14 protein-coding genes and 2 pseudogenes are annotated in these 18,676 nt (G+C 29.4%); 1 reads left to right on the forward strand and 15 read right to left on the reverse strand.

Translation table 11 applies throughout. The annotated features are described in order from the left end of the window. Positions 1–172 precede the first annotated feature (172 nt). The 11 genes and pseudogenes from FNZ64_RS11760 to FNZ64_RS14740 form a co-directional block, all read right to left on the reverse strand. A complete protein-coding gene (locus FNZ64_RS11760; protein ID WP_207705526.1) occupies positions 173–1,732 on the reverse strand; it encodes an ABC transporter ATP-binding protein in 1,560 nt (519 codons plus the stop codon). A gap of 48 nt (positions 1,733–1,780) precedes the next feature. Beyond that, positions 1,781–2,767 (reverse strand): alpha/beta hydrolase, encoded by a 987-nt coding sequence (locus FNZ64_RS11765; RefSeq protein ID WP_142415109.1) that lies wholly within the window; start codon positions 2,765–2,767, stop codon positions 1,781–1,783. Positions 2,768–3,091: 324 nt separating this feature from the next. Beyond that, positions 3,092–3,361: a CD3324 family protein gene (locus tag FNZ64_RS11770; protein ID WP_142415111.1), complete on the reverse strand. Its 270-nt coding sequence runs from the start codon at positions 3,359–3,361 to the stop codon at positions 3,092–3,094. Between the two features lie 317 nt (positions 3,362–3,678). Beyond that, the gene (locus FNZ64_RS11775) at positions 3,679–4,212 is read right to left on the reverse strand and encodes a ribonuclease FAU-1 family protein (RefSeq protein WP_185903764.1); all 534 of its coding nucleotides are present in this window, start codon (positions 4,210–4,212) and stop codon (positions 3,679–3,681) included. 87 nt (positions 4,213–4,299) lie between these two features. After that, the gene (locus FNZ64_RS11780; RefSeq protein WP_142415115.1) at positions 4,300–4,908 is read right to left on the reverse strand and encodes a class D sortase; all 609 of its coding nucleotides are present in this window, start codon (positions 4,906–4,908) and stop codon (positions 4,300–4,302) included. Positions 4,909–5,012: 104 nt separating this feature from the next. After that, positions 5,013–5,228: a hypothetical protein gene (locus FNZ64_RS15145; RefSeq protein ID WP_185903770.1), complete on the reverse strand. Its 216-nt coding sequence runs from the start codon at positions 5,226–5,228 to the stop codon at positions 5,013–5,015. After that, positions 5,132–8,602 carry a collagen binding domain-containing protein gene (locus FNZ64_RS11785; protein WP_185903765.1) on the reverse strand — a complete coding sequence of 1,157 codons (3,471 nt, stop codon included), beginning with the start codon at positions 8,600–8,602 and terminating at the stop codon, positions 5,132–5,134. Before FNZ64_RS11785 ends, FNZ64_RS15145 begins: the two co-directional genes overlap by 97 nt. A 414-nt stretch (positions 8,603–9,016) precedes the next feature. Then, on the reverse strand, positions 9,017–10,051 hold the full coding sequence (locus FNZ64_RS11790) for an alpha/beta fold hydrolase (protein WP_142415118.1): 1,035 nt from the start codon (positions 10,049–10,051) through the stop codon (positions 9,017–9,019). A gap of 406 nt (positions 10,052–10,457) precedes the next feature. Next, complete coding sequence (locus tag FNZ64_RS11795) at positions 10,458–11,144, reverse strand: Crp/Fnr family transcriptional regulator (RefSeq protein WP_142415120.1); 687 nt, start codon at positions 11,142–11,144, stop codon at positions 10,458–10,460. 127 nt (positions 11,145–11,271) lie between these two features. Beyond that, positions 11,272–11,928 (reverse strand): annotated as a pseudogene (locus FNZ64_RS11800) (4Fe-4S binding protein). 42 nt (positions 11,929–11,970) lie between these two features. Continuing rightward, positions 11,971–12,144 carry a hypothetical protein gene (locus tag FNZ64_RS14740; protein WP_185903766.1) on the reverse strand — a complete coding sequence of 58 codons (174 nt, stop codon included), beginning with the start codon at positions 12,142–12,144 and terminating at the stop codon, positions 11,971–11,973. 173 nt (positions 12,145–12,317) lie between these two features. Between FNZ64_RS14740 and FNZ64_RS11805 the strand changes: the two are divergent. Continuing rightward, a pseudogene (locus tag FNZ64_RS11805) lies at positions 12,318–13,757 on the forward strand (IS6 family transposase). Between the two features lie 532 nt (positions 13,758–14,289). Here FNZ64_RS11805 and FNZ64_RS11810 read toward each other — a convergent pair. The 4 genes from FNZ64_RS11810 to pyk all read right to left on the reverse strand — a co-directional run bounded on the left by FNZ64_RS11810 (position 14,290) and on the right by pyk (position 18,654). Next, positions 14,290–14,598 carry a nucleotidyltransferase domain-containing protein gene (locus FNZ64_RS11810; protein WP_142415124.1) on the reverse strand — a complete coding sequence of 103 codons (309 nt, stop codon included), beginning with the start codon at positions 14,596–14,598 and terminating at the stop codon, positions 14,290–14,292. Further along, positions 14,595–14,990, reverse strand: a complete 396-nt coding sequence (locus tag FNZ64_RS11815) for a nucleotidyltransferase substrate binding protein (protein ID WP_142415126.1) — start codon at positions 14,988–14,990, stop codon at positions 14,595–14,597. Before FNZ64_RS11815 ends, FNZ64_RS11810 begins: the two co-directional genes overlap by 4 nt. A 147-nt stretch (positions 14,991–15,137) precedes the next feature. Further along, entirely contained in the window at positions 15,138–16,526 is a 1,389-nt protein-coding gene (rlmD, locus tag FNZ64_RS11820) for a 23S rRNA (uracil(1939)-C(5))-methyltransferase RlmD (RefSeq protein WP_142415128.1), read from the reverse strand. A 373-nt stretch (positions 16,527–16,899) separates the two neighbouring features. Beyond that, positions 16,900–18,654, reverse strand: a complete 1,755-nt coding sequence (pyk, locus tag FNZ64_RS11825; protein ID WP_142415129.1) for a pyruvate kinase — start codon at positions 18,652–18,654, stop codon at positions 16,900–16,902. Positions 18,655–18,676: the final 22 nt, after the last annotated feature.

Genomic DNA, 18,676 nt, shown 5'->3' on the forward strand with positions numbered 1-18,676 from the left:
AGCGCCTCCCCTATACCATTTTGAATTAAATTAGAATATTTAGAATCTTTATTTTCTAAAAGAATCTTCTTTTCTCCAATTTCAATAATCTCCCCATTTTCAAGAATCAAAATATCATCTGCCCTATTTAAGGTTGATAATCTATGGGCAATTACTATGCATGTCCTATTCTTTAAAATTTTATCAAAGCCTTTTCAATAAGTTTTTCAGTAAGGGAATCTATTCTAGATGTTGCTTCATCAAGAATTATAAGATTTGGATTTTTAATAAACACCCTAACAAAGGAAAGTAACTGTGCCTCACCAGCTGATAAACTTTTACTTCCCATTTCAAGTTTAGTATCTAAACCCTTTGGAAAACTCTCATACCATTCTCTAAAACCTAAATCCTCTATTACACTTATAATCTCTTCATCTTTAATCTCTTTTTTAAACATTGTTATATTCTCTCTAATAGTAGCTGTAAAAATTTGAACATCTTGAGTTACATAAGCTATACTCTTTGTAAGTTCCTCTTCCTTTATAGAACTTATATTTTTATTATTTAATAAAATCTCACCATTTTTTACGTCATATACTCTTGCAATAAGTCGTGCTAATGTGGTTTTTCCACTGCCAGTACGACCTAATACCCCAAGAACTCTACCCGGATACACTTCAATAGAAATATCTTTTAATACATCTATGCCCTCTTCATATTGAAACTCCACATGATTTAGCTTTATTTCTAAAGGTTTTGATTCTACTAGTTTTTCTTCTCCATATTTAAGTTTTGATTCTACTCTAAATAAATCATTTACTCTTACAACACTTGCACCTGCTGACTGCAACTCTTGAAGGTTTACTCTAATTTCTTCTATAGGTCTTCTTAAAGTTTGAGTATAATTAAATATTAAGTAAGCTGTACCCACTGTTATAATACCTTTTTTCCATAAGTATATAGATATTAAAAAAGCTATAATATTTCCAAAAGCAAATATTATTAATGTAACTGACCATAAGGTAGACCATGTTAACTCTGCCTTACGGATTACAGGAAACATTCTTCTACTCATGTCATAAAATTTTTTCATTACATACTCTCTAGCTCCACTAGATGCAATATCCTCTGTACTTGAAATATATTCTCCTAAGAATCCATAAAGTTCAGCATTTGTTTCACTTGCTTTTACCCAATACTTTTCCGTCTTTGACTTTACAATCCATAAAATCCATATGGAAAGCATTGAAAAAATAGTTAAACTAACTCCAACGATTATATTCTCTCTAAAAAGCATTATCAAAACACCTAAAAGAAGTATTAAATTATTCACTACATTTAACATAATACTTGAAAATAATGAAAATAATTGAGATACATCACCATCTACTCTTTCTATAAGCTCCCCTGACCTATGCTCCTTATGAAAAGACATATCTAAGTCTATACAATGTTCGATTAAATCTACTCTTATATCATTAGTAGCCTTCCAAGCTACCTTCTCCCCTAAATAATTCACTAAAACACTGAATATCTGCGCTAAAACTGCAATTAAGATAAACATTAAAGCTGCATATATTAGATTTTTTCCTACACTACCCTTCGCTGCTTCATCTATAAAATATCTTGTTATTTGAGGATTTATAAGATTCATAACAATCTTTAATATTGATACTAGCATAAGCATCACAACAGTAGTTTTTTGTATTTTTAAATATTTTAATAAAAACTCCCCATTTCCTTGTGTCTTCACTTTCCTACCCTCATTCTTCCTAGAAATTTAATAAACAACTTATTTTACCTAATCTTTTTTCTCACTTGAAAAACTTAAATCCTTAATCAAATTATAGCAATTTCTATATTCATTTAAAGAATTTTCTCCCATTAATGCAATAAGCCCTGTTGCAAGCTTCTCTCCCCAACATAGATAATCATGCCCTGATGGAAATTGTTCATAAAAAACCTTATATCCCTTAGACAATAAAACATCCCTCATTTTATCTATACATTCCTTCATTACTGGCTCATCATCGTAAGGTCTGTCTTCTAAAAATCCGACATTTAAGTATAACTTTAGTGGCATTAACTCACTGTTTTTATACTTATTTATTAACCACTCCTCGTTCCACCAAAAGGAACCTGATTGAGCAAGTACATTCCCAAATATATTGGGAAATTTAAGAGCTATATATGCTGCTGACAATCCCCCTAAGCTTACCCCACCTATAATTGTTTTTTCTGGTTGGGTATTTACATTGTAATTATTATAAGTCCATGGAATTATTTCCGTTGCTATGAAATCAGTAAAACTTTCATTACAGGTTAACTCCTCAAATCTATTATCATTACTATCTACAAAAACACATATGCTTTTGGGGATTAGTTGCTTATCTATTAGATTATCTAATACATTTTTTATATTTAGAATATTTACATGAATAAAACCATCTGTAAGTACAATAAGATTATTCTTCTCATTATTTTCTTCATATTCATATGGTTTATAAACCCAAACCCTTCTAGTATTATTTAAGATATTACTGTTAAATCTATGCAAGTCTATAGTACCTTTTTTAGCCCCTTCCATAGGTTTTATCCACATATCAGGCTTTACATTACGTAATTCTATTAAGGATTTTTTAGTTTCTATATCCTCTTTATTTTCTTCATCTTTTTTAAAAATTACTACATTAGGATTAAATTCATCTACTATCAAATTCTTGGATCTTTTCTTATAATCATTATTTAAAGCATCATTTACAGAATAATTATATGAAAATATAATCACCTGCAATTATTGAATTATACAATTCTTTTATTCTAAGGCTTTCTATTTTGCTTATATCCATGATTATTACACCACCTTTTTATTTTAATCAACAACATTATTCAGATTACTGCTATTGAATACTATCTATTTTCCTTCAAATGTCCAATAGAATGAAAATAAAAAACTTTGATTCCAAATTTATCCACGCTTAATCCGACCCTTCTTATAAAATTATTACTACAATTAGTTTAAACTTTATAATCAATAAATAAAAAGATAAAAAACATTTCTGGGCTATTTATTATCTAAAAAGCTACCACCCATAAGAGCAGTAGCTTCAACTTACTTATTTTTATTATATACAATTTTCTTTATGCTACTTTCTGAAAGAAAAAACTCTTGTGCTAAATCACTAATACAATCGCCACTTATAAAACGACTTTGTATCTCGGAATTCCTAATAAGCAAATACTCTCTACTTTTAGTATTCTCCCCCCATTTTTTCTTTTTCTCAGGCATAACAGGAATGTAAATATATTCACCTTGTATATATTTTTGAATTTCTTTAATTAAATTATCTGGTAAAATCTCGTCAACACTTACGTATTTCATTAAGCTCAGCCCCTTATATTTTGTTAAATCTAAGGAAGCAAAGCCTGTAACATATGAAACGACTTAAGAAAAGCGACTAAATATTATCTCTGTGCAAATTGCCGCCTAAAGTCATATCTACAGACTTTGCACAGAGTAAAATACCCACAGCTTTCATAATACATCTACACATAATATCACTCTCCAATATATCTCTCATGAACTTTATACTATTAAATTTTATATTACCATAAATTCCTTAATTATTCAATTCCACTTAAGACTTCAAAAGATTTTGCTATATAAACAGAAAATACTTATTGCAATAAGCACTATGATTAAATCATCTTTTCTAAATATTTATTGCAAAACTCACATAGTTTATCTTCTTCAAGAATTATTCTTTCCATAATATTTTTCATTTCATTATAAGCTAAGCTATATTGTTCCTTGCTTATAATATTCTCAATTAATGCATTCTCAAGCTCATCTTCATCTAATAAAAAAACCTCACAATTAGGTAGCAAAACTATATCCAAATACAAGTCATCAAAGAATGGTATACCTTCTTTGCTAATGCCTATATTTTCTACTATATCAAAATACCATTGAACTATTTCTAATTTATTATTATACATAGTTGTTATACAGTATTTTGCATTTTCAGGATAATGTTGCAGCCAGATATAACCATCATCTACAATACATACTTCTTTTTCTACTATTGTTTTAATTAAAGGACTAAGTACCTTTTCTAATTTCAAAATAGCTACATGTCCTTTAAAATCTTCTTCATTAAAGTAAGCAACTTTAAATTGTTTTTTTGCAATCCTTGACCAGCCAGGCCTATTAGCAAATTTTCTTTCCAGCATAAATTTCTCCTCCATAATCTATTTAAACAATAGACCACTTTGTTTCTATTATAAAAGAAATGCAACAAACAACAGAGTCTTCACTAACTACTTAATCTTAGCCTTAATAATCAATCTATGAGTTGCAACTCTAATAGGGGTGCATGTAATTAAGGTAAGTTCCGCATCCTTAGTATTATTCAGAACAGAAACTTCTTCTGGTAAAACTACAAATTTTTCATATACTTTGTATGTAAATTCACCTTTTTTTGTTTTAATTATTATTTGGTCTCCTTCTATAACCTCATCTAATCTATTAAAGTATTCATTGTATGTGTAACTTCTATGACCCGCTATAGCACTGTTCCCTTTTTCTCCTGGGTATGGGGTGCCTGTAAAATGTCCTACAGCATATTTTAGAGTGTTTACATCAACCCCCTCACTTATTGCTACCTTTAAATCTATTTTGGGTATTTTCATAATTCCTATAGCATTTTTAATCTCTGAAGAAGTAGAGGTTGAATTAGATGAATTTTTTTTCTGCTCATTATTGTAACTATTTAATGGTTGTTCTTTATTTAGATCTATAATAGTTTTTTCAAATTCCTCTATGATCTTTTTTTGTTCTATATATCCGTTATATCTCATAAAAATAGCAGAACCCATTATGCTTATTCCTATTATAATTAAAAGTATACCTATATGGCTTTTCTTCATAAAAGCACCCCTTTATTGTAAAAAGCTATGAAGCTTAGGCTAAAATAGCTCTCTTCATAGCTTTTAAAATCCTTAATTTTATAATTAGTTTTAACTATATTACCCTATTTCTTTTTTAATAACAATCCAATACCACCTAGTATTGTTAATGTTCCAATTAAAATCATAAATTTAAAGTCAAATAAAACACCAGTTTTAGGAAGAACATTGTCTATCTTTTCTTTTATATTATTAGTAACTTTATTACTATGCTTATCTTTTGGCTTATCTTTTGGCTTATTTTCTGGCTTATCTTTAATCTTTTCAACTTCATTCTTAATTGTAAAGTTTTGAGTTTCTGGGGAATTAACATTAACTTCTGTTTTTCTTTTCCAAGAACATACCCCTTAGGAGCCTTGGTTTCTTTAATTGTGTAATTACCATAATCCACATTGTTAAAAATTGCAACTCCATCCTTATCAGAAATTACTGTAGTTACTTCTTTGCCATCTGTATCATATAAAGTAAATTCTGCTCCTTGCAGTGGCTTTCCCTTCATATCTGTTTTTGTAATTATAATAACTCCCTTAATTCTATTATTTACTACCTCATAAGTGTACGATTCTCCGTCCTTATCCACAAATACATTTATAACACCTTCTGAAGCTAAATACCCTTCAGGAACTTTTGTTTCTTTTATAGTATATTCACCATAAAGAACGTTTTCAAATAATACAACTCCATCTTCTCCAGATACAGCAGTATTAATTCCTTCCCCTTCTGCATTGTATAGTGTAAACTCTGCTCCCTTAAGAGGATTATTATTCTCATCAGTTTTAAGCAGTTCAATTGTTCCTGTAATCTTTTTATTTTTATAATTATAAGTTATATTCTTTTTATCCTCAGTATTTTTAAGTTGAAATTTGTATAATTCATTGCTTACAACGTATCCTTTTGGCGCAAGCTTTTCTCTAACATAATAATCTATATCAAACTTTAACTTATTAAATATAACTTCTCCATTAGCTCCTGTTGGTTCTGATGTTTTTATAACGTTTTCATATTTATCAAGAAGTTCAAATACAGCTCCTTCTAACTTAGTGTTTTCATTATTTTGATCTACTTTTATAACCTTAATACTACCAGTTTCACCAACTCCACCACCACCAGCACCTTGGAATATAACGTCAACCTTGCTAGACCCTGATGATTCTGTAATTCCTGTTCCTTTAAAGTATATAGAGTTAGTAAATGGTGACTTTGTCTTGTCTACCACCTCAGTTCTAAAGGTTAAAACATAAGCATCTTCTATTTGAGAAGGCAATGTAAAAGTAAACTCTCTTGTTGAAGTATTATATTTTACACTATTTTGGTATAGATTAACTTCTTCTCCTTTTACCAAAATTCCATTTGGTTGTAAGGTCTGTTTAAACAATTTTACGGAACTAGTATCAAGTTCAAGACCTTCTTGAAGAATATCTATTAGAACAGCATCTTTAATTAATATTTTATTAGAGTTAATAGTTACGTTCCAATCAATATAAGAATTTCCTCTAGTATAGTCAGCTTTTTTATCTATTAATGTACTTTTTATCTTTCCTGTACCCGTACTTTCTACACTACCAGGTACTAAATCTGTTATTAATTTTGCTGTATTGCTAAATTCTTTTTCTCCATTAGTATTAAATATTGAATTATCAATAATCCTAGTTTTAAAACTTATTATCTGTTCATCTTTAATTTCACTAGGGAAATTATATCTTAAAGTTTTACTAGCTGTATCATAGACATAACTTGATGCTTCTGCTGTACTTCCATTAAGCATAATAGAATTAGTTACAAACTCCTGTCCTTCTTTTATACCATCTATAAAATAAGCATTTGGAAGAGTCATTTTGTTTTTGTTAACTACTACCTTCCAAGTAATTTCTCTTGTAACATAGTTATAATCTTGGCTAGACTTATTGATAACTTGACTCTGTACATTTTGCACCCCTTGAGATTCAGAAGGTATAATATTATCTCCTTTTAATTTAGCAGTATTATAATAGTTTTCATTTCTATTTCCTGCATATACATTAGGATCTGTTACTTTTGTTTTAAAAGTTATTACATAGGTTTCATTAATATCACCATTAAAAGTATAAGTTAATGTTCCAGTTTTTCCTGGATTGCTTGTTACAGGCACATAATTAAAATTTCCTCCAGTAGTATTTTTATCTATAGTAGCAGAACCTTGTACATATTCTTGTCCTAGTCTTATGTCATCAGTAACCACTGCATTTTTTATAGATATTTTATTACTATTTACAGTAACTCTCCAAGTAATTTCACCTGTAGATTTGTTGTACCCTATTCCTTGTTTGCTAATAATACTAGTAGGAACCCCTACCCCCTTATTATCTGAAGCATTGGCTGGTACACCATCACCAGTTAAGGTTACTTTATTATTATAGGTCTTTCCTTTGTTAGAGTTAAATGCCTCCTCATCAGTTACCTCTGTTGAAAATTCTATTTTATGTGGCTCATTTATAGCATTTGGAAAACTATATGTTAACCTTTGTCCAGATAGCGTATAATTATCATCAGTTAATTTTCCATCTACCTTAAGAGTACTAGGTATAAAAGTTAATCCATTTGGTATATCATCTGTAACTACAGCATTTGGAATACTTTGAGCATTATTGTTTACATAAATAACCCAATTAATTCTCTTTGTATTACTATCATAGGTTCCATCTTTTCTAATAAAGTCTGTAACAATCTTAACTGATGCCTCATTAGACTCTACAGTGGTTCCATCATGATTAAAGCTTGCTTTGTTATACTCATACACTGTAGCTCCTTCAGATTCAAAAACCTTTGGATTTATTACCTTAGTTTTAAAGGTAATTGTTTGCTGAGTATCTATTACACCGTGAAAATTGTAAGTTAGCTTTTTACTGCTATTATCATAATTATAATCAGTACCTTTTGCAATAACACCATTTATCATAACAGAACCTGGTACAAATTCTTGGCCACCTGGAATGTTGTCCACAATTTGAGCATTATTAACCTTAACCTCTTCTGGATTAAGAGTTACACTCCAAGTAATTTCATTTTTAGAAGCATCATAGTTTCCTTCCTTATTCACAGAAGCCTTAGGTGCTTCAGGTTGTTCAAAGTTTACATTAATTACAACAGGTGAAGAATTTCCTCCAACTTCAAACTTTATATGTACTGGACTAGGTCCCCCTATCTGGTCAGGATCAAATTGAGTATTAATATAAAAGAACCCTGAAACATTAGAATTATTCTCTGCAAATTCATTAAAAGTAATAGTAACTTTACCATCAGTATTTATCTTAACATTTGCAACAGTGTCACCATTATCAAGGGTAATAGGGAAATCTAGCTCACTTATTATTTCTATTTCCTTTGGTATTTGCATGGTGTAAGAATCGCCTTTTTTTACTGTACCCTTATTAGGAATGGCAAACTTATAAGTTAGCTTAACTTCTACATTCTTACTTATGGGATTTGATGATTCCTCTATAGGTTGTCCTTTACCATCGGTTAAAGTTACTTCGGTTATAAAAGGAAAACTACTTGTAATATCTTTAGCTTTAACCTTCATAATAGATGAAATAGGTAGAAGCTGAAAAATCATAGCAATTAATGCTATAAAAACAGCTCCCTTATTCCGTCGATTATAATTTTTTCTTTTTTTCATTGACAAAATTCCTTTCATAATTTTATTAGTACTCATTCTAATATATTTATATTTATAACTAGGTATCATTTTAATTAAAATGGTACTGATAAATATTTACATGTTATTTTATATTTTAGTATTGGGCTTACAATTCATAATAATTATTAACTAATTATAATTATTATGAATTGTTGCGGAATAATTATATCACTTTTCTATAACTAATTCTACTACTTTTTAATAAAAATTATTAGATGTTGATTGTTGGATTAAATATAAAATACATCATTATAAAATAAATATAACTACAAAATTCATCTCCATATCATATTATCCTAATTATAAAATTGTAGTAATAGATAATTCGACTTTTAGAAAAACGATTGCCTATAGTCCTTTAATTTCCAATTATCTCCGCACACTTCTCTTAAATTAATACCTTACAATATCCTTTAACACTTTATTAAATTTATCACTCTCTGTATATTGAGGGTAATGAGAAGATTTTTCAAACCATATAATTTTCTTTGAAGGTGCTTCCAGAAACTTATAATATTTCTCCACTAAACTAGAAGGAGTAGTGTAATCATATCTTCCCAAACAAAAGTATACTGGAACCGCTACACTTTTCATTTCACTAAATAAATCATAATCGGGATTTTGTCCCCACAATTTATCAGCTGAAAGCTTATTACCTAAAGCATATTTTATTCCATCCCATCCATTACACTCATATGAAAATAAATTCCCAAGCACAATATCTTTTTTAATATTTAAACCCTCCTTTATGGGTGAGTATTTAGATATTATTTTCTCCTTTTGTAGTGTTCCGTCTACAACCTCATTATAGGGTGGTATTCCAATTTTTTCTAATATTTTTAGTGCTTTATCATCCTTATTTTCTTTAGCTAACTCCTTAGCATAATTATATGAAATAAGCTCTCCTTCCCTTTGACTTATAACTTGTCCAACTCCCACATAGGCTAAAATTTTAGAAGAATCTTCTTTCAGTATTTTCATTGCTAATTCACTGCCCCAAGAATGTCCAACAACAATTATCTTTTCCTTTTTATAGGTTTTACATAGGTATTCAATTACCTCTATTCCATCCTTAACTAACTGCTCCTTGGTCAAGGTTTCCTTATCCATAAAAAGTGAGTATGATTTTCCTGATCCTCTTTGATCCCAATTCACAACAATAAAATCCTCTTCTAGCTTTGACTGATACTTTCCACCATAACAAATTTGAGCAAGTCCAGGTCCCCCATGTAAAAACAAAACTAATGGATTATCTTTATTATGTCCTCTTATCAATAGGGCTTGATTTTGTCCACCAATATTAACATTTTTTAATTGGCTAATACTTTTATTTCCATTGATACTTTGTGTAAATGTAGGTCTAAATAAGAAAATTATTATTGATATAGTAACTAATATTACTATTATTTTTTTTATTTTATATTTCATATGCGACCTCCAAAATTATATTATTTCGATATAAATAACCATTTATTTTTTTGTCAAAATAACCTGGCCTTTTTTTATAATTCATAAGCTTAGTGTACTTTCTGTAAATACTACTTTATCACTAATATTTCTTTTACAATATAATAAATCGCCATTAGCTGAAATGTAAATATTAATCACATTTTTATAGCCTCCAACCTTAAAATAATTAATTGTGCTTTATTTATACTTATATGAATGAATAAAGTATAACTTTTTACCTATTAGTAATATTGTAGCAATTTTAATTTATTTACACAATATTTATAATTTTTATCCATTACTAAAAAAGTTTATATCAAAGTTTGATTATTATAATAATTGCTTCCTATAATAAAAAAATACCTGACAAATGCCAAGTATTAGTCTAATCTATTAATAGTTCATTTAAATCCTTAAGTATTGATATTTTACCTCTTTGTAATTTTATATATCCCCTCTTTTCAATTCCTTTTAGCTTCCTGCTAACAACCTCTCTAACAGAATCAATTTCAAAGGCTAATTGACTATGTGTTATATAAATTACTTTACTATCTTTATTAATAAGTAACCTTATAAGTCTCTTATCTAAGGATTCATGGATTATTCTTTCTTTGTTTTCTATAATAATGTTTAACTTATTATATAAGTCTTTATATATATATGATAAAAACTCTTTATCTCCCATAAGATACTTTTCAACTATGTTAGCTGGAATTATGCATATTTCAGAGTTCTGAATTGCCTTACCTACTATTTTTAAAGATTCTAAGCTTGATAAACAACTAAGGGCTTCATGGCAAAATTCTCCTTGTTCTATATTATAAAGATTAGTTTCATCTCCACTTTCATTAATTTTTTGTATTTTTATTGTTCCTTTTATGACAAATAAAATTCCTTGGCATGTTCCCACTGTTAATTTTACATACTCATTAAAATGCATAATTCTAAAAATTGCTTCCCTTTTTATTATTCCATCATTATCCATATCAATTTTCTCTAAGACTGGATATGCTTTATATAGAGATTTTATATTTTTTAACCTATTTCTTAAATTTTCATCATGATGAGTCATTTACTTTCCTCCACAATTTTCTAATATATAAGTATTAATAAATAAACTTTATTAATTACATATATTATAATGTATGAAAGGGAGAGAATGAATTACTATATAGTATACTCTTTTTTAATAGTTATAATTATTTTAAATTAATCTTATTATAACCTATTGATTTTTTAGGACATGCACTTACACATTTTCCACATTGTATACAATCAGGATGACTAAGTAAATCACCTTTATATTAATAAGGAACTATTCCTAGGGAACATTTTTTTTCGCATATCTTACAAGAAACACAATTAGATGATACCTGTAATACTTTTTTATTAGTGCTAAACTTTGATACAATTGCCGCTATAGTTCCCATAGGACAAAAACTGCACCAAGTTCTATGGTTATAGAATAGTGATAATACTATACCTATTATTGTGGTTACAACAATAATTCTATAAAACACCATTCCAATACCATAAAGATTTCCCCAATTTTCTTTAATTCCTAATGTAAACATAGTCATCATAAATATTACAACTAAAGCTCGAAAAAAATAAGATTTTAAAAACTTCGGCACTTCTCTCTTATTACTAAATTTAGAAACTATATTATCGTAAAAATTTCCTCTTGGACATAAATTACCACACCAAAACCTTCCCCTAAATATAGATAGGATTATGGGTGCTACCATACAAATAATAGCTACTAATGAGAATCTTAGATCAATTAATCCTAATAAAATAAATGCAATCAATACTGTAAATGAATACTTTTTCCACAATTTAAAAATAAATTTCATAAAACCCCTCCATTGGCTTAGTTTTTATGAATTTATTATAAATTAATTATTTGAATATTTAAGTGACTTAGTCACAGATTCTGTGCTCTTGCTAAATGTTTCTCTTTTACAATATGAACACAAATCTAATGCCATTTCCACCTTAATCATTAAAACTCTTATAATCCCAATTATCCAAATAACAGTAATAAATATTTGTGTTGTCCATATGTTCATAAAAAAACTCCCAGTTTTCTCTGGTTAGTGTAAAGTTTTTTACACTATATTTTTTACTTTATCTTTATATATCAAGCGTTCCAACGTTTTTTTTGAATAAAAAAACAATAACCCCTTTTTTCTGTTATAATTGAGTCTACCACAACACAAAAAACAGAAAGGATGTCATTGCTATGGATTCAATTATAACTTATTTACTTTTATATATTCAATACCAAAACAAAATTATTTTAGAACTTTTTTTATTTATATCTAAATATATTCCTCTTAAACAATTGGTTTTTGAGGATTCACATAGTCCCGAATATCAGAAGTTTAAGGTGGATAAACTACCTAAAATTGTTCTTTTTGAAAAGGTAGACTATCAACTTCTTTTAGCTTACTATAAACATAAATATAATAAACTAACCAAACCTGTTCAGAGACGTAGTTGGAAGTCCATCCCTGAAAATATCCTATGGCCTAAATGCGGTGCTCCTCACCAGTATATCTATGATAATAATGGTTCTAGAGGGCAATACCAATGCAAGATTTGTGGTGAAAATTTTAATGAAAGTAACCACACTACTAAACCTATAGTATTTAGTTGCCCTTATTGCGGACAAACTCTTTCTCCAAAGAAAGATCGTAAGCATTTTAGAATACATAAGTGTGTTAATCCTAAGTGTTCCTACTACCGCAAGAACTTAGACAAGCTGCCTAAAGGCTTAAGTGACGCTGATAAACACAAGTACAAGCTCCACTACATCTATCGTGAGTTCACCATAGATGTCTTTAAAATGGACTTACATGAACTTCCTTCTAGAGCAATTAACTTTAAGTATAAGAAGTTTAATGCCCACATTATGGGGCTTTGCCTTACTTATCACGTTAATCTTAAGCTATCTACTAGACAGACAGCACATGCCTTGGAAGAAGTACACGGAATAAAGATTTCACATACAATGGTTGCTAATTATGCTATGACTGCTGCCGCAGTTATAAAGCCTTTTGTTGACACATTTGACTACAAACCATCTAATATTCTTTCAGCTGATGAAACCTATATCAAGGTAAAAGGTATAAAACATTACGTTTGGATTATCATGGATGCCTGTAAGAAGTCTATCTTAGGCTATCAAGTATCTGATACTCGTGCTGTAGGTCCATGTATCCTCACTATGCGTATGGCTTTTGAGAAGTTTAAAAAATCCCCTAATAAAGCCTTAAAATTCATTGCAGACGGCTATAGTGCCTATCCTCTTGCAAGTCAGCAGTGAAAAATCGTTAATGGATGGGACTTTGATGTTACTCAAGTTATCGGACTCACCAATGATGATGCTGTATCCACCGAATTTCGTTGGGTAAAGCAAGTAGTAGAACGGCTTAACCGTACCTTCAAATCTTCTTATGGCGTTACCTGTGGTTATGGAAGCGAGAATGGTGCACTTTATGGCGTTTCCCTTTGGGTTGCCTATTATAACTTTCTACGTCCTCATCCTTATAACTACTGGAAGCCACTAAATGAGATAGATATTTTAACTAATGCGGGCAATATGCCTGCTAAGTGGCAATTACTTATTTATCTTGGTCAACAAACAATATTAAAGATGCAATCTGAAAATTCTGCTTAATTTAGTTATAAAGTAAATATACGATATTTCTGAGCCACTACGTGGATAAATTAATGTGGCCATTAGCAATATCAAAAATTTTCCTTCTCTAAAAAGGATTTTTTGTCATGCTCAAAATTCGTTGTTTTATCTTAAAATCATAATGCATTTTACTATTTTACACCCTTCGGGCAAATCATTTTTGAACTTGGCTTTTTCATATTTCACTTTACACTATCAAAACTTAATAATTTAATTATACTAGAAAAGATTTTCTTTGACTACTATATATTAAATATATAGTAATTAGTTCCAAATTCCTAAAATTTTCTTAGGTATATAATTGCTATGAAAATGCCCTGTAAGTATTTAGACTTTTTGAATCTTTCCTATTTTTCCATTTCATTGGTTGTAATCTTTAACAATATCTATACGATATACATTGTGCTTGTTTGAATAATTACAATTTAAAATCTAATAGATTTTAAACATTCTAGGCGCACCACAAAAAAAGAGCCCCTAATAGAACTCTTTTTCAGTAATGCCTTAATTATTACTTTTTCTCATAAATAACTTTTCCAGCTCTTGTGATATGTTCCTTTAACTCATTGTGTTCTGTGTGGGTAAAATCTACTATATCAAATAAATATGGCATTGGACTTTCATCTTCAAGCATTGAATGAAGTCTAGCTAATATATCAAAATTTATATCCTCACCATAAATAGCTATATCAATATCTGATCCTGACTTATAATTGCCTTTTGCACGTGAACCAAAAATTACTGCTTTTTTAATTTGTGAAAATCTACCTATAACATCAATAATATATTCTAAGTCAGAATCTTTTAATCCAAAACTCATAGTTCTGCCTCCAACTTATATAATAATTCTTTAAGCACAGGATAATATTTTTCTTTAATAAGGTTCTCTGCTTCTTTTGCAACATCTTCATCATAAGTATGAGCCATTAAATTTCTTTTGTTTAATGCATCAATCCATGTATGACCATCTGTAATTAATTCTATTTGAAAAGCTGTTTGTATAGATGACCTAGGACTTTTCACTTCAAATCCTTCCTGCTCCAGATAATCTTTCATGGTTTTCCATGCTAATTCAAATGTATATTCAAAGCACTGAATTAATCCTTGAACTTCAAATTTGTTAAGCTCACCTTTTTCTATAAATTCTGTTAGTTGTATAGTAGCTTTTTTATAGTTAGAAAACCTTTGTTTCCAACGAATATCTTCATTCATCTATAAACACCTACTTTCTATAAATGTTTTTCTAAATAAAAGTCTTTGAGTGTACTTAACATCTCAAAGACTTTTATTTGCCACCATGCTCTGAACTATGATGGCAAATAGATGGTAAAATCATTTATTTAAATTTAAAATCCTTATCTAACCATTGGTAACTCTAACTAATTTACAAACACTTTCAATATGTGCAGTCTGAGGGAACATATCTACTGGTTGTACTTCTATAGTCTTGTATCCCATACCTTCTAGTATTCCTAAATCTCTCGCAAGGGTAGCTGGATCGCAGGATACATAGATTATTTTTTCTGGAGATGCTTCTGCTATAGCTTTTAATAAGTCTATATGGCATCCCTTTCTTGGTGGGTCTACCACCACTACATCTGGTTTAACTCCTTTTTCTATAAGAGCTGGAATTTCTTTTTCAGATTCTCCTACTATAAATTCTACATTGTTAACCTTATTTTCTTTTGAGTTTCTAATAGCATCTTTTATAGCATCTTCTACTACTTCTACACCATAGACTTTTTTAGCCTTTTGAGATAAGAATAAGGATATTGTACCTGTTCCACAATAAGCATCAAATACAGTTTCTTCTCCTGTAAGACTTGCATATTCTAAAACCTTACTGTATAACTCTTCTGTTTGAACAGGGTTAATTTGAAAGAATGACAATGGGGATATATTAAATTTAAATCTTCCTATATAGTCTGTTATATAAGAACTACCCCATAAGGTATTATTTTTATTTCCTAAAATTACATTAGTATTTTTAGGATTAACATTTTGAACTATGCTTTTTACTCCTTCTATATTTTCTAGCATAAGGGATACGAACTCTTCTGCATGTGGGAGTTCTTGTTCCTTAGTTACTAGAACTATCATTATTTCTCCTGTTCTAAAGCCTTTTCTTATCATAATGTGCTTTATTAATCCTGTGTCTTTTTCTTCACTATATGGGGCTATGTTATATTTTTTCATCCATCTTCTTGTAAGTTTAATTACCACATCTGATGCCTCATCTTGAATATAACATACATTCATATCTATTATGTTATGGCTTCTTTGTTGGTAAAAGCCTATTGACACTGGATTGTTAGGATTATTACTTTCTCCTACTGGAAGTTGTACTTTGTTTCTATAAGAATAAGGTTCTTTCATTCCTATGGTATGGTGAATTATTACATCATTTACCTTACCTATACGATTTAATGTATCCATTACTCTATTTCGTTTATACTCAAGTTGTCCCTCGTAGGATATGTGCTGAAGATTACATCCTCCACAACGCTCATAAATTCCGCATCTAGGAACTTTTCTTGAAGGAGAATTTTTTATTGTTTCTACTACTTTTCCAAAAGCAAATTTCTTTTCAATTTTTAATATCTTTGCTCTTACTTTTTCTCCTACTATTGCCCCTGGAATAAAGACAGTGAAATTATTTACTTTTGCTACACCTTCTCCTTGGAATCCCATACTCTCAATTTCTAGTTCATATTCTTTGTTCTTAATTACTGGTATTGTTTCCTTCATTCAAAAATTCCTTCCTTAAAGTATTAGTAACTTTATAAAGAGATAAAATACGCTCTAAAGACATACTATTATAATTATAACAATTCTAATATTTTTTACAACTAAAATAAATCTCTTTACGTTTTATCCTACATTTATCACGTACTTGCAAATCTTAGTTTTAAATATAGTGTGCCAAAGTGATACTATACCTATGCAAAAAAAAGAGCACCCTTAGGTGCTATTAATAAAATCAGTTGCCAAATTTTTTTATATAGTATTTACTATCTAATATTATATCCACTATTATAATATTCTATCTTATAATTGTTAAAATACACAGGGTTATATTGTTAATTTTTTGTTAATTTTATTTTATATTTTTGTAAATCTTCTATTTTACACTTGCTTTTCCTGAATAAACTACTCCACGACTTGTGTCCATAGTTATAAATGTACCAGTTTTAATTATATTTTTAGCTCCTTCAGCATTATATATAATTGGAATATCTTCAGATACACATTGTGTTAATATGCTTATATCTGCTTCACCTTCTACTATAATTCCATTAACTCTCGGTAATATCTCTTTAAAGTTTTCATCTATTTCTTTTAATATTAATATATCTCCATTTTCTACGGTGTCTAAAGCCTCTGCATAGGTATTTGCAATTTTTGCTGTGCCATATCCTGATACTCCGCCTTTTCCTTTTCCTTGGACTAATATATCACCTATAATGTGAACTTTAAGCATATTAGTACTTCCTACATAGTTTACTGGTATTCCTGCTGCAATAACTACTAAGTCACCTTTTTTAACAAATCCTTCTTCGAAAGATTTTTCTGCTGATTTTATAATAAGTTCATCAGTAGTTTCAACCTTTTCTGAGCATATTACATATACACCCCAGTTTAGTGCTAGTTTTCTTGCTACATTTTCATATGGTGTTACTGCTATTATTGGACACTCTGGCCTATGTTTTGAAACTATTCTAGCAGAATGGCCACTTTGAGTTGCAGTTATAATTGCAGTTGCATTTAGTTCCTTTGCTGTAGTACAAGTTGCAAGACTTATGGCATCCGGTACTGTGACCTTTTTGCCATTATGTTTTCTATTTAAAGCTTTTTCATAGTCTAAGCTATTTTCTGTTTTTTCTGCTATTCTTGCCATAGTATTAACGGCTTCTATTGGATATTTTCCATTAGCTGTTTCTCCACTTAGCATTATTGAATCTGTTCCATCAAGTATAGCATTGGCAACGTCTGAAGCTTCTGCCCTTGTTGGTCTTGGGTTTCTAATCATAGAATCTAACATTTGTGTTGCTGTTATAACTGGTTTTCCTGCTATATTACATTTTTCTATGATCATTTTTTGAACTATAGGCACTTCTTCTGTTGGAATTTCAACTCCTAAGTCTCCTCTAGCTACCATAATACCGTCTGAGAATTTTATTATTCTGTCTATATTGTCTACGCCTTCTCTATTTTCTATTTTAGAGAATATAAGCACATCTTCTCCTCCAAATCTATTTAAAGTTTCTCTTATGGTTAAAACGTCTTCTGCAGTTCTTACAAAAGAAGCTGCTATCATGTCAACACCTTGTTCTACTCCAAACTTTAAATCACTAATATCCTTTTCAGTAAGAGATGGTAATTTTATTGAAACTCCTGGTACGTTTATGCCTTTATGATTACTTACAACTCCACTATTTGTAACTACACAGTTAATTTTATTTCCTTCAACACTCTCTACCTTAAGACCTACTAAACCGTCATCTATAAGAATTGAATCTCCTGGTTTTACATCCTCACATAAATTGTCATAAGTTACATAACATTTACTTTCATCACCTAGGATTTCTTCTCTACAATAAATTGTGAATTTACTTCCTTCTTTTAATTCCACCTTATCTACATTAAAGTCCCCTGTTCTTATCTCTGGTCCTTTTGTATCTAAGATAATTGCAATATTCTTATTTAACTCTTTTCTAACTTCCTTTACCATATCCATATTTTCTTTATGGGTTTCATGAGTTCCATGAGAAAAATTATGTCTTGATGCGTTCATTCCAGCTTCCATTAATTTTTTTATAACTTCTTTAGTGTTGCTAGCCGGTCCTATAGTACAAACAATCTTAGTCTTTTTCATAGTATCACTCCTTTAATAATAA

Origin of the sequence: Hathewaya massiliensis (assembly GCF_902143515.1) — a bacterium.
GTDB lineage: Bacteria > Bacillota > Clostridia > Clostridiales > Clostridiaceae > Hathewaya > Hathewaya massiliensis.